Consider the following 13433-nt stretch of genomic DNA (forward strand, 5'->3'; position numbering starts at 1 on the left):
TATGACGATTCAACTATCAAATTCTCGCGAGTTTCGTCTAAGAATAACAGAATTGGAGTATAGCAATCTTTCCGATAAAGAGTTCATTCAAGAAGTACAACAAATTTATCTTGAAGAATTCGGGGAAGTTCTTCCTGCTAACATAGATATCTTCCACTCATCGGAGTCTGTCAGACTTGAAGGAGATACTTCAGGTTATGACGGTACAGCAATTCATTTTAAATCAAAAGAAAATGATATCAATGAAATATATGTTATTTCACAGGGCTCCCAAGGAAATGACGATTGGACTTATAACATTAAAGCTATGTTTGCTGGTAAAGATTATTCACAAGCGCAGATGACAAATGAATTTGTTAAAGATGTAAAAAATGAATTTCAAATTTCAGAGAAAGACAATACTGTCCCGATAATCGGACTTTCTCATTCACTAGCACATAACAATAATACAACTGCTCTACTTTTATACAACACATTTGATGAAGTCTATAGTGTAAATGGTGCACAAACTAATTACTATCAGTTATTTGAGGCTGATACTAATTTCCAAAGAGAACTTGCAAAAACATTTTCCATTTCGCCTGATAACCGAAATGCTATCTACACTATAGACCCCAAAGCCCTCGAAGCCTTCACCAAAGATTACTACAGCCAAAAAGCAAAAAGGGTTCATCAAACCATCTCCTATGATGATCCGTTATATGGGGCAAGTGGTGTAAGAGGATTTGTTACTCTTGGGGAAGTAGACATGATCGATACAAACCCAACTTATAAAGGCATTCGTGAATTGGTTGATGAAATTCCTGACCATGTTATTGAAGACTTTCAGCAGCTTGCCATTAATTATACGGTTGCCTCTAAAAAAGATGGAAATGATCAAGTGATTAAGGATTTGGTAGGTTTCGATCCTGAACTATTAAACGGCAACCCAATCGCAAATATATCGGGCACATATCTGCTCGACCAATCAAAATTTAGTGATATGGTCGAAAGCATGAACGAAAAAGTTCCTGACCTTCTCGATAATGTTCAGGTCATTACTCAAAACGCCGACACTATTTTCGGAAAGTTAGTAGAAGCCAACTATATTACAACTGCCCAAAAAACCGAGCTTGTGCATGTCTTTGAGAAAGTAGAGAAAGATTTACAAGACATTGAGGATATTATTTGGAAAATGGATCAGATTCGCTTCGATTCAGTGATTCTCCAACCACCGCCTATCGCTGGAGATGCAATCTTGGCTTCCAGACTTTATCATAATTACATGCAAATTCTCTCGCAGCTTGAGACTTTAAATAAAGAAGAATACAAGAAACTTATGGATACGATCGTATCCAGTCATAGTATAGCTGAAATGCTTGAGGCCATTAGGTCTGGTAATAAATCCTATCAGGGTACAGATATGGTTTACTCCACAAGTCAAAATGGTGAGACCATCTTGGTGAATATATCCGCGTCTCTTCGCATGTATCGGGATGGAAAAACTGTTATTCAAGAAAAAGAAGAGGCAATCCGAAGGTTTGAGCTCGCTGTGAATAGAGAGATCGAGGAAGAATACTTAAAACAAAAGCATCAAGTTTTTACGAAAGTAAATGATATTGAGCAAAATCCAGATCATTATAGCATGTATCTTCGAAAGCACATCTATTTCAGTCGACTCAGTAAAACCATTCGTCATATCTCTGTTCACGAATCTATTCCTCCTCTTCAAGGTGTTGATTTCGACTATGAACTGTCTGCTCTTCGTAAGCAAGTAACTAAGGGGTATGACTATATCGAAAAGTATCGAAAAGCTATTGAAGATTTGTTTCACGAAGATGACCGAGTTTCTACGCTTTTTTCACTCATTTAATGAGTTGCCTAAGGAGGTATTTTCTTGAAAGAACTACATTCATTAACAGTAAGAGAACGAATTCTTGAATCCACAAGTCTATTACATAAGCAAAAGCAGCTTCAGGATGCCATTGACGACATTCATCATATCGATGAACAGTTTCTAAATTTGGTACGGACTATTATCATTAGCGAAGATCAGCAAGGCGAAATTGTTAAAGCAATGGTAGAGGAAACCGAGCGTTATACAATGACAAAGCGCACTCTGCTAACAGCTTTAGAAAATCAGTCTGAACAGGCTGTCAAATCTTTAGACAGACAAGCAGATGATCTAAAGGTTCAGAGTCTAACGATTACTTATGAAGATACTCCTTCTGCTTAACTTGTACACAAAAAGCGTCTCACCTCATTCCCCTATGAAGTAAGACGCTTTTCTAATACCGTATTCATCGTGCCCCTCCCCCACTAATCCTCGCAATCACTTCTTCAATAAAAATAAAAAACACCGTTCTCGTTTTTTCAAAAGGAAGCAGGCTGTTATCCTGATTAAACTTCGATAAATAGAAAATATAGTCCGCCATCGAATTTAACGTGTTCACATACTCTTCTAGAATCAGCATGATATCTGCACCGTTTTGCTTTGTTTCTGTAAATAAATTTTCAAACGATGAGAATTTCCCTGTAACGGAAAGAACGATCAGAAGCGTATCTTCATCTGCCAGTCGGCTCGCAAAGTCTTCACTTTGTGCTACGGTGATATTTTTATTTGTGACAACTGTCAACTTGTACGCAAAGTACTCTGCACTAATAAAAGATGGTCCAAGACCGTAGATAATCACCTTCTTATACTTTTGAAAAACAGAAACAAAATCATCAATAAGGGCAGGATCGAAGTTTTCCAAAAACTGCATCAATCGCTCAATTTCATTTGATTTTTTTTGTTTTTCAAGGTTAATTTGCTGGCCGCTAAAGTAAAGCTTGTACTGCTTAAAGTTATCGAAGCCTAATTTCCGAACGAGCTTCGACACTTTTGAGGGAGAGACTTCACATAGCTCAGCGGCATCGATGATTTTCAACTTATCGTTTGTAGCAACAACATCCGATAATTTGCCGTGAACTTCTTCTTCTAATTTCGTTAAATTAGCCGTATCTAATTTGATCATTTAATTGCCATTCCCTTCCTTTCTTGCTCCAGTCCCTAGGCCATACCGATAAGACTGGTTGCTAACTACGAATAATCGTTATATCCTATTAACATTGATGAAATAAGTCAGCTAATACGCCTTTCATTCTCTTTCAACTGATAGTTGGAACCTGATTTCATTCCAACTCGTTTTTCTTTTCCCTATAAGTCTATCCCCTTAAGCTTTTAATTTCTACTATCACTAAGCAAACTATATGAATAAAATTACTATAAAATAAACAATCGTAATTTCCTCATCGAAAATTACGATTGCCTGTCTATTATTGGAATAGATTCCGCTTCTTATACTGCGCTTTGGTGTGACTCTTGCTCAGTATATTTCACGTTTCGATTAACTGTCGTTTTAAAGATTAGCGTAATGATGATACCTAATACACCAGCTACTGCACTAAAGATGAAGTATGCATTGTAACCCCCTGCATCTCCAAAGGATGAAAGCATCAAGCTCATAACGAGCGGTAATAGAATGTCTGGTAAGTAACCAATAAATGAAACTAAACCAATTGATAGACCAAGTACTTCGTCATCAATGTCACAATCGCCTAGTAGCGCCCAATAAAGACCTCGGATCGTATAGACAGATAAACCACTTAAGATAATCAATGCACTAAAGTAAAAATTCGGCAAAGTTGTTGGTAATATTGCAACCGCTGTCAAAAAGAGGGTCGCTAATCCCAAGGCTATTATAAGGATACTGCTTTTCCCAAATTTATCTCCTAAAAACCCTCCGACAACACCACCAATTGGCCGCATCCAAAGCATTGTCACTGTGATGGTCCCTACAATAGATGCATTCATTCCAACATTCGTTTCTAAAAACCCTCCAAAATAATACACGGTCCACGTCACAATGTAACTCATAAAAATGATGCCACCAAGTAACCAGACAAATTTGTTAGCAAAAACTTTTTTCAAAGTCGCTAAATTTAGGGGTGGTCCTTTTTTCACATCTTTTTCTGTTTTCTTAGTAGAGTTATCTTCAACATCCACAAAAATCATAATCAGAACAGAAACTGCAATCAGTACGCCTGAATACAGATAGATAACATTCACCAACGCGTCTTGTTTATCCGCTACAGCTGTACTTGTTCCAAGTACTCTTGAAAAGATAAACACTGCGATACTCGCTAGTGTTGCTTCAACAACACCTCGACCGCCATCCAAAATCCCAAAAAAGCGTCCTTCTTCTTCTTTTTTTGAAATGAGCTTCACAAGTTTTAAATGGGCTGCCCAGAAGGTTAAAACAGAGAAGATCCCCCAAATTGCAAAGATGAGAATGACAACTGGATAGCTTGGCACTTGAGCAAACCAAATACCAGCTAATCCTACAAAAAATAAAGAAACAGAAATGAGTTTCTTAGCGGAAAACCGATCCGAAATCCACCCACTTGGAAAGTAACCGATTATAAACGCGACACCTAAAACGGAAAAAATGCTATTTAATTGCGATAAACTCATCCCATACACTTCTAATATCGTCCCTTGATAATTTGTTCGAAGGTAAATGAGTGGAAAAATAGCACCTGCCGCTAACACTATAAGCATAAATTGAAAATATCGTTTCAGATTATTGGATTTCATAAGGATCATCCATTTCTTATTTAAAAATCGGATAAGAAAGTTTAAAAATTTCATCCGTATGCTTTCTCACATGCTGTACAACCGTTTCGTTTAAGGTCTTATAAAAATTGTAATTCTCCGCATTCGGCTCAAACGTTTTTTCCGTTTTCACCATTTGCTCAATCGCTTCAGAAAAATCATCGTAAACACTTAAATACTTCGAAGCGCTAATGGCTGCCCCTAAACAGGCACTACTGCTTCCCTTCCGCCGATGCACGGGTAACCCAAATAAATCGGACAGGATTTGCATGATGACATCACTCTTGGAACCCCCACCGATCACGACTAATTCATTCAGCTCCACATCAATTTCATCTAACATCTCATCAATGTTGTTTTTAATATTAAATGCAATCGCTTCCAGGATCGAACGATAAATATGGTACCTAGAATGTCGTTGATCGAAGCCTAGCATTAACCCTTTTCGATAAGGCTTATCAGGTGAAGCTAACCAATCTAGGATCGTAATCAACCCTTCACTACCAACAGGAACTTCTTCCGCCTTACGATTCAAGAACTCTTCTTCCGAGATCCCTAACTTTTCTGCTTCCGTTACAAGCTCTTCACCGATTAACTTCTTAAACCAGCTAACCGTCCATAATCCACGTCGAATACCGTTAGATTCATAGACGTATTTAAAAGGAATGGATGCAAAGGTTGGAAAAAAGTTTTTCGCGTCCTCATAATAGTTGTCTCTTAATAACATGGAAGAAATAAAGGTACCCAATGAAATCATGATTGAACTGTCGTTCTGAATACCTGATCCAAGCACTTCCACCGCTTTATCGTTCGAAGTAGCAACGACTGGAATGCCTTCGCTTAAACCAAATTCCTTTGCAAGCTCATTACGAATGGAACCGAGCTTTTCACCTGGTTTCACAAGGTTAAACAGCATATCTCTTCGTAAGCCGTTCGCTTCAATTACGGCGTCATCCGTCGACCAATCTAACGTTTCACGGTCAATCGGCCAAAATACTTCCTGATTACCAGCCGTATCGTTGTATTCTCCCGTCAGCTGTAATCCTAAATAGCCAGAAGTTGTTGTCACATACTGTACGCGATCATCTTTGTGCTCATACGGTTTTGATAATCTAGCATCCATCCAGCTAATCGCTGGATGGGCTAAATCACCGTCTTCATTAAGTAAAACGCGACAGCATCGGATTGTACATAACCCGATTGCTTCGATTTCTTTCAGATTACCGTCGAAATTTGCTAAACAGTTTTTCACACCGTAATAAACACTATCCCATAAGTCATCGTCTGGGTGAATGACGACGCCTGGTTCAGGTGTTAAGGTTTCCCTTAACGCCTGTGAACCATAAGCGACTTCATTTCCTTCTAGGTCAAAGATCACTACTTTTGTACTTTGTGATCCATTATCAATCCCCATGATGTATCGATTCGCCATGATTTCCCTCCTAGCCTCTAATATACTTTTTCACTTCGCTAGGTTGAGGGAAAATCGTTCCGTGATTCATGATGCCTTTTGGATCAAACGCTTCTTTCAACTTCTCAAGCATATAGTATGCAGAACCGTGCTCTTCTTTTGTCCATTCAGAACGATACTTCCCAATACCATGGTGGTGACACATAGAGCCGCCAAGCTTCAACGTTTCTTCAATAATGATTTGGTGAATCGGGTGGTGATAAATGCGCATTTCATCTTCTGGTGCACAATTAATTGTGTAGTTGTAAACAAAATACATATTTGTTCCGTTCAAGTAGCTATGAGAAGAGTGACCGCCAAGCATCGTTAGCTCATCTGCACGATCAAACTCATTTTTAATCCGTTCGATAACATTGTTATAAAGTTTCGGGATACTTTCCCAGTCAGCCGACACTTCTGTTGTAAACCCATCATGAGTATTGTGATCAATCATATCTTGGATTTCGCGCTCAATGCGGCTTTCATCCCAGTTCAAGTTATTGAACCAGTTTTCAATTAGCGACGAATCTACTTTTTCAACAATTCCTGACTGGAACTTTTCAACTGCTTCTTCAATACCTGCGTTAGTCGCTTCCACGATTCCTTTTGGACCTTCCGCCATGAAAATCAAAACGCACTTATCATTATAAAAATGTTTAAAATGCTGTCTTGCATCTTCTTCAGAATAAACGCGCGCAACAGATGGACGGTAACCATTCACCATGACTTCACGTAGCACTTTGATCCCAGTTTCAACATCTTTAATCAAGTAGCCGTGGAACGCATTATTCTCTGGATTGTGCTTAAAGATTTTCACCGTTACTTCTGTGATATAACAAAGTGCACCTTCATTCCCAATCGCAATGTGGCGAATATCCGGGCCGCCAGAACGTCTTGGAACGTTCTTAATCTTTGAAACTTGTCCTTCAGGAAAAACACATTCTAGGCCAACAACCATATCCTCAATCGCACCATACAAAGTGGAAAGCTGACCAATACTTCTTGTGGAAACAAGGCCACCATATTGAGCAACTGGCTTGGACTGCGGTGAGTGACCAGTCGTATAGCCCAATTTACGTAGCTCATCTTCAAGCGTTTGAAGCTTCACCCCAGACTGAACCGTAGCCTGCATGTTGTACGTATCCATTTTAATAATTTCATTCATCTTAGAACCGTCAATGACGAGCGTCGTTTCTTTCCAGTTCTCAAGTCCACCCTCAGTGCCTGTTTTCCCACTTCTAGGGATCACGTTAATATTATTTTCATTACAGAACATGAGAAGCGTTTTAACTTCTTCCGTTGAATGAGGAAACACGATCGCAAGTGGTGCTGGAACATCAAGTACATTTTTCGTTTTTGCGTATTTCTTATAGCGATCAGCTGATGCATCGTAGAGCGCCTCTTCATTTGTTACGATTTGATCCTCAGAAAGTAGAGATTTTAATTCTTCTAATAGGTTTTTCATAATTGATTCTCCTTTTTTATTATGATAGTTTAATAGAATTTATCGTACGAGGTAACCACCATCGACATTAAGTAACGTTCCATTTACATAGTTAGAAGCGTCAGATGCCAAGAAAACAACCGCTCCCATGAGATCCTGAATGTTTCCCCAGCGATTCGCCGGAATGTGATCCAGTACGCGCTGATTGCTTTCAGGATTTTCTCGCGTGTTCTTTGTTACGTCTGTTGCAAAGTACCCAGGCGCAATGCCATTCACTTGAATGTTATATTGAGCGAGTTCATCGCAATACGCTTTTGTAAATCCAGCCAAACCATGCTTTGTGGCTGCATAAGCTGGCGACCATTGTCCACCAAGATAAGAGAACAGTGAGCACGTATTAATAATTTTTCCGCTTTGTTGTGGAATCATATGTTTTGCTGCTTCGTGTGACAGTTCAAACGGAGCATTTAAATTGACAGACACCATTTTATCCCACTGAAGTCTGGAGAACTTCGTAACATCTGGTTCATTGATGTTAATCCCGGCATTATTGACGAGAATATCAATCTTTCCAAAAACACTTAAACATTTATCAATAATATGCTTGCAGACGCCTTCTTCAGTTAAGTTTCCAAGCATTAAATGATATTGAACGCCCTCTGCTTCAATTAATTTCTTCGTTCTGTCGTCATCTTCTTCCATACTAACCGCAAAGATATTAGCTCCTGCCTTCGCTAACGCAAGCGCAAATCCTTGCCCTAGTCCTGAATTACCTCCAGTGATAATTGCAACTTTTCCTTTAAGATTAAAAAAATCCATATTAAAATCAGTGATCTTATTCATTTCCGGGTTCATACTCAATATTGCCACCCTTCAGATTATTTTATCTTTTCTTCAACTAGGTTCATTCTAATCCTCCACAAAATGAAAATCAAGCGTTTTCAGAGAAATTTCTCTTTTTATTATAAATAAATTATAATAAAAGGAAAATTTTCTTGTCGTGCAAGTGGGATTCATTACCCTCTCACCTCTTTTTTCGTTAAAAACAAGAAAAAAGAGACAAACCTATTAAATCTCTAATAGGTTTATCTCTCACATTTAAACTATCTTTTTCTTATATCGTAGGTTTTTTTACTTACTCCCCATCATAATTACTTTCCGGAAGCGTATCCCAGAAAGTAGTATCTGCTGAATCAATCGAATCATCTGCCAGTGCATTTAGACTCGCTTTCATTGCCGTAACCGCTTGTTGGATTAAATAACCATTACTCTTCTGCCCGAGAACGTAATCATCGCGATAATGATCGGCCATACCACGCATTTCAAAAAGAAGTGTTGCAATACCGTATTCCATCGCGAGTCCGTTTCGACTAATTGTTGGCGCACTTCCTCCCGGATACTTCGACAGTAGGCCATATCCTTTTGCTTCAACCGCGTTATAAACAACGGATCCGAGTTCTTTAGACTGCTCCACCACTTCTGGATCAACGTCTCCGTTTGTAGGATAAAGAATAGAACCAGACACAAGCTCGCCCGTGTGGCCTAACGTTGTTTGCGTCCCCTGATGATGAAGGTCAATCATATAATCCGGCGAATATTTTTGTAGCACATTCTCGTGTAGCGCCTGTGTTTCAGGCTGCTCGCGATCCACATGATCACGGTTAAGATCAACTTCGTTGGCATTATAGCGTGTATGCGTACCAGAAACATAGTCTTCTAATGAAAAATTCACATCACCTTCTGCCCCATCAACATTAAGTCGCGGTGCAATCAGCACATTCACGTTATCAAGGATATTCTGCACATTGTTTCCGTTCGAAGATAAATACTTAATCATCTCAAGAGCGCCTTCCGTCGTTAACGTTTCATTTCCGTGCTGCTGTGTTAAGAATAGAATTGTTGGATTATCTGGGTTCATGGTACCAAACTTAGCAAGGTAAAGATCTCTCCCTTTAACCGACTGACCGTACACTTCAAGCTCCAACGCTTCAGAGCGCTTATCGACTTTTTCTAAAAAGCTCACCATTTCTTCATAAGAATGCAGGCGTTCATTTTTTATCGTTTCATTGCCACCATAGTTCGGTCCATTCGGTCCGTTATCTCCAGCTAAAGCCGTATTCCCTGTTAAAAACGAACCAGACACAAGCATCGTTCCTGCTACTGTTAATGTAAGAATTTGTTTTTTCATATATATCCTCCTCTAAATCATCAATGATTGGTTGTGTTTCCGCTTATAAAACTCTGTATCTAACTGGACTATCGTTCTGTTAATGGGATGCTATCATAATCCTCAGGGTCAATTTCATAAACATCTTCGCTCACTACGCTGTCAATAATGCCATTAAGTCCAATTTCAACGGCCTTAATCAGCCTTCCTTTTTCCTTCTGACCATAGCTTTGCGTTTGACCAGTTACCTCAAACAGCACTGCGCCGCTTCCATTAAGTGCAAAGGAACCAAGTGCAGTACCAGGTAAATCAAGATTCTGTGGATACAGGCTAATATGATCAAATGGGGAATTCCCTCGTTCTTGCAGAGCGTTATATGCAGCAACATTTAACTGCTTTGAAAAATCACCATCATATGTATCAGCATACTCACTGTATTTCGAGCCTTCTTCACTTTCAGGATCAGGAACAAAATCCCCTGAAATCGAAAGCGTCACTTTATCATCTGTGCCTTCAACAAAATATTCGCCTTGATGATGCAAATCAACGAACACATCGACTACTCCATACTCACTCAACAACCCTTTGTAAACATCACGAACCGTTTGGGCTTCAGGAGTAATGTACCAGCCTGGATTTGAAGAGTTATTTGGAAAATCTTCAGGTTGTGGCACATAGTTAAGATTTGGATTAAAATCTCGGTTCACATCAAATCCCGGATTCGAATCATAATCCCAATATTGGTTCGTATACGTGTAGTAATTCCAGGATGGCAACGCACTAGCGAGCTGAGGGAAATCTTCCACAACTTCACTCCAGGACATATCATTTCCCCGTCTGTTTAACTCTGTCGCATCCGGGTTCACCATCGGCATGGCAACAATCGTCACTTCATTCCTGATTTTCTTTGCTTCTGGCGAATTCGAGCCAAGCTTCTGCAGTAAATTCAATAGTGCTGCCGTACCCGTTTTTTCATTCCCATGAATTTCACTTTGTACTAAAATGACTTTGTCACCCGATCCAACTGTCGCCTTATAAATTTCACGGCCTTGATTGGAGTAACCTGCAACCTCCACATTAACCTGTCCCTGACTGCTTTTATCAATTTGCTGAAGTTTTTTACTTAGCTCCGCATGACTAATAAAACCAGAGATCGAGTATTCTTGGCTTTGCGCTTGCACTGGTTTGGCGTTCGGCGCTGCCATCGTAGAGCTAGCAAATACTGATGTCAATATCAGCGTGCTACACAACAACGTTACCTTTTTCTTTCGATTCATCTCATTCCTCCTCCGTTTTTAAAGACTCTACCACTCCGTCATTCTCGATTTCCATCTCCTTCCCTTTTAAATCTGGCGAAAACGAAACGTTTGGACTAAGGGTTATGGAGAAAATAGGTCGATTTACATGGGGGATTTTAACATCGTTATAAAAAAGAAAAGGACATTTGACGGTGATTGTGATTTCTTCAACACCAAGCAAATTTCAATGCTTTCATCACCGTGTTCTTCTTCGTTGTCATTAGGATTTGCTATCATATTGTTAATGGAAGGGTTCCGGTTTTACGGTTTCAGGTAGCTAAAAAGTGATCTCCATCTTTCTTTTGTCTTTCAACACATAAAGCAGATAAACGAAAGTTAATAAATGAATTTCAAAAATCCACAAAAAAACCAGGTAAACTAATCAATTAACAGATTAGCCCCTGGTTTTTCTGTATAATCTTGTAAGTTAATTTTAAAGACGATTTCTTTTTCAGCGGGCTTTTTCTAAAACGCCCCTGAACCTCCTCCCCCACCTCCTACGCCTGATCCACCGCCACCGCTAGAACCAGCTGCTGATACGGCAGTATGTTGATCTGCTTTTTCAAAGCCTGACTGAAACGTTTCAGCTAAAAGTAGGTAAATCATCCACTCATTATTTTGTGACGTAGAAGCAAATTGAGCGGACACCTTTCGCTTTCCGGCTCCAATTTGGTATAGAAGAGCCGGAACTTGTTCATTCTGATCCCACTCTTTCCATTGATCGCTGACCTTTAGCGGCGTCACTGTTTCCATAATTCTTCTTCCCTTTTCATTTAACGGTCGGTAGGCGATGGGAAAGATGAGAAAGAAAAGGAAAAGCAAACTAACCAGAAGCATCCAGAGAAACAGTTCATGATAAGCAAACAAGAAGATGCTTATGAAGGATCCAAGTGCGGCTAATCCTGAAATCCAACGGGTTTTCACTGCTTTTTCAGTCAGGTCATACTGCTTATACTCTCTCCGTACCGCTTCTTTCCAGCCTGAAAAGCTTTTTTGATATTTCTCATGATTTTTCTTCTCTTCCACATAGCTTTCCAGATCCTTCACGTGAAAGATATGACTTGAAGCAATATCATCAAATAGCCATTCGATTAATCTAGTTTCATGCTTAAAATCAGTATCTCTATTCACTAGTTCAAACTCTTCATCTGATATCTTTTTGATATTTTCTTTTCGAACAAGTTCAAGTAACGAAGCAATAACCGCTGATGCTTTAAGATTACCTCCTGTAAACAATAGAATTGCTGGCAAGCTCATTTCTGTATCTGGAAAGCGACCATTTCCGCTAATCTGCCGTTCAATCTCAATCTCAGTCAACCTCTTTCTTCTGATTGCGTGAACGAGCAATCCAATTACAATTAGAAGCAATCCACCAACAATCACAGGAGCAACCCCACCCCAACGCTCTCTCGCCTCCCTTTCGGCAGCTACTTCCGCGTCCATTTTCTCTTGACCAGAAAGAATGTCACCAAGCATTGGCATTTCAGCTGTCAAAGTTGCTTCTGAAAAAAGTGAGGCATCATATGCAACGCGAATATCGCCGTTTTCCTCACTCGATACTTCCCCGAGATTGAAAACGACTGTCCCCTCATCAATCGTTTCAACAGCATCATAAGCTTCATCATATCCGTACGCTGCCTTCACATCAGCAGGTATGGGAGGTACAACCGTTATCGTCATATTTTCGTATGTCGTTTCATTGCTTTCGTCAAAAAAAGGATAATAAAACTGGGCGACGTCTTCGAATCGTTCCACTCCATTAGTAATCGTATAGGTGATGTCGACAGTTACGGTTTCATCAGAGCCACCACGGTATACTTTATAAACATCACCATCTTTCTCTACCTTAAGTTCCTTCCCATTTTCAGTAGCTTGGAAGTTCTTAATTGTCGTCTTTTCTTTCGAGATAAGTCTCCTTGTGATGCCGTTAAAATCTCCATCAAATTCATACGTGTGGCTTTCTTTTACATCTACCTGACCGTCCTCGTGTAGTTGGGCAGTGATATCGGTCGCTTCAATAGAAAACTCAACCGCCCATACATTTACAGGAATGAGTAAGATAAAAAGAAAAAAGCCTAAAACTAACACCTTATTCATAGACGTAACCTTCTTTCCTGTACATTTACACTTTTATATACGGATAAAATAGGTAAAAGTTACAAATTCATTACGTTGAGATTAGAAATTGATTTGACATTAAAACATTATTTTTCACAATAACATTAATGCAAACGGTTGCGTAAATGTTAAAGATTAGTATATACTATTCAAAGAAAACGCTTTACCATATTAATGATGCATTCCTTTACTACTTCACGATCCTAGTGAGGTATAAAGCTTATAACTAAAGCGTTATCACGACTAATTCACTTTACAGAAGGCTGATCGAACCATTCGCGAGTACAGCTTTTATTTTTTAATTCTCATGCAAGCGATTG

10 protein-coding genes are annotated in these 13433 nt (G+C 39.3%); 2 read left to right on the plus strand and 8 right to left on the minus strand.

The annotated features are described in order from the left end of the window. The first annotated feature begins 1 nt into the window (after position 1). Both AC0VYJ_RS19770 and AC0VYJ_RS19775 read left to right on the plus strand, forming a co-directional pair. Complete coding sequence (locus AC0VYJ_RS19770; protein WP_475366003.1) at positions 2 to 1852, plus strand: DUF6792 domain-containing protein; 1851 nt, start codon at positions 2 to 4, stop codon at positions 1850 to 1852. Between the two features lie 24 nt (positions 1853 to 1876). Further along, positions 1877 to 2215, plus strand: a complete 339-nt coding sequence (locus tag AC0VYJ_RS19775; RefSeq protein ID WP_475366004.1) for a hypothetical protein — start codon at positions 1877 to 1879, stop codon at positions 2213 to 2215. A 64-nt stretch (positions 2216 to 2279) separates the two neighbouring features. Here the strand turns inward: AC0VYJ_RS19775 and AC0VYJ_RS19780 are convergent, their stop codons facing one another. The 8 genes from AC0VYJ_RS19780 to AC0VYJ_RS19815 form a co-directional block, all read right to left on the minus strand. Continuing rightward, a complete protein-coding gene (locus tag AC0VYJ_RS19780) occupies positions 2280 to 2996 on the minus strand; it encodes a MurR/RpiR family transcriptional regulator (RefSeq protein ID WP_475366005.1) in 717 nt (238 codons plus the stop codon). Positions 2997 to 3319: 323 nt separating this feature from the next. Then, positions 3320 to 4618 (minus strand): MFS transporter, encoded by a 1299-nt coding sequence (locus AC0VYJ_RS19785; RefSeq protein ID WP_283153449.1) that lies wholly within the window; start codon positions 4616 to 4618, stop codon positions 3320 to 3322. Positions 4619 to 4634: 16 nt separating this feature from the next. After that, positions 4635 to 6068: an FGGY-family carbohydrate kinase gene (locus AC0VYJ_RS19790; protein ID WP_475366006.1), complete on the minus strand. Its 1434-nt coding sequence runs from the start codon at positions 6066 to 6068 to the stop codon at positions 4635 to 4637. Positions 6069 to 6078: 10 nt separating this feature from the next. Continuing rightward, on the minus strand, positions 6079 to 7551 hold the full coding sequence (locus AC0VYJ_RS19795; RefSeq protein ID WP_475366007.1) for an FAD-binding oxidoreductase: 1473 nt from the start codon (positions 7549 to 7551) through the stop codon (positions 6079 to 6081). A gap of 39 nt (positions 7552 to 7590) precedes the next feature. Continuing rightward, the gene (locus tag AC0VYJ_RS19800; RefSeq protein WP_475367528.1) at positions 7591 to 8385 is read right to left on the minus strand and encodes an SDR family oxidoreductase; all 795 of its coding nucleotides are present in this window, start codon (positions 8383 to 8385) and stop codon (positions 7591 to 7593) included. 280 nt (positions 8386 to 8665) lie between these two features. After that, positions 8666 to 9718, minus strand: coding sequence for a M14 family metallopeptidase (locus tag AC0VYJ_RS19805; RefSeq protein WP_475366008.1), 1053 nt, complete (start codon positions 9716 to 9718; stop codon positions 8666 to 8668). A 68-nt stretch (positions 9719 to 9786) separates the two neighbouring features. Continuing rightward, the gene (locus AC0VYJ_RS19810) at positions 9787 to 10974 is read right to left on the minus strand and encodes a M14 family zinc carboxypeptidase (protein ID WP_475366009.1); all 1188 of its coding nucleotides are present in this window, start codon (positions 10972 to 10974) and stop codon (positions 9787 to 9789) included. Positions 10975 to 11460: 486 nt separating this feature from the next. Continuing rightward, positions 11461 to 13092, minus strand: coding sequence for a DUF2207 domain-containing protein (locus tag AC0VYJ_RS19815; protein ID WP_475366010.1), 1632 nt, complete (start codon positions 13090 to 13092; stop codon positions 11461 to 11463). Positions 13093 to 13433: the final 341 nt, after the last annotated feature.

The organism is Anaerobacillus sp. 63XJN7_5_ISO-PGPR-S23-430 (assembly GCF_056173695.1).

What these genes read in the sequence shown, in the direction of transcription:
- AC0VYJ_RS19770 (WP_475366003.1), top strand. Translation starts at nt 2, where the DNA reads ATGACGATTCAACTATCAAATTCTCGCGAGTTTCGTCTAAGAATAACA.
- AC0VYJ_RS19780 (WP_475366005.1), bottom strand. Translation starts at nt 2,996, where the DNA reads ATGATCAAATTAGATACGGCTAATTTAACGAAATTAGAAGAAGAAGTT.
- AC0VYJ_RS19785 (WP_283153449.1), bottom strand. Translation starts at nt 4,618, where the DNA reads ATGAAATCCAATAATCTGAAACGATATTTTCAATTTATGCTTATAGTG.
- AC0VYJ_RS19790 (WP_475366006.1), bottom strand. Translation starts at nt 6,068, where the DNA reads ATGGCGAATCGATACATCATGGGGATTGATAATGGATCACAAAGTACA.
- AC0VYJ_RS19795 (WP_475366007.1), bottom strand. Translation starts at nt 7,551, where the DNA reads ATGAAAAACCTATTAGAAGAATTAAAATCTCTACTTTCTGAGGATCAA.
- AC0VYJ_RS19800 (WP_475367528.1), bottom strand. Translation starts at nt 8,385, where the DNA reads ATGAACCCGGAAATGAATAAGATCACTGATTTTAATATGGATTTTTTT.
- AC0VYJ_RS19805 (WP_475366008.1), bottom strand. Translation starts at nt 9,718, where the DNA reads ATGAAAAAACAAATTCTTACATTAACAGTAGCAGGAACGATGCTTGTG.
- AC0VYJ_RS19810 (WP_475366009.1), bottom strand. Translation starts at nt 10,974, where the DNA reads ATGAATCGAAAGAAAAAGGTAACGTTGTTGTGTAGCACGCTGATATTG.
- AC0VYJ_RS19815 (WP_475366010.1), bottom strand. Translation starts at nt 13,092, where the DNA reads ATGAATAAGGTGTTAGTTTTAGGCTTTTTTCTTTTTATCTTACTCATT.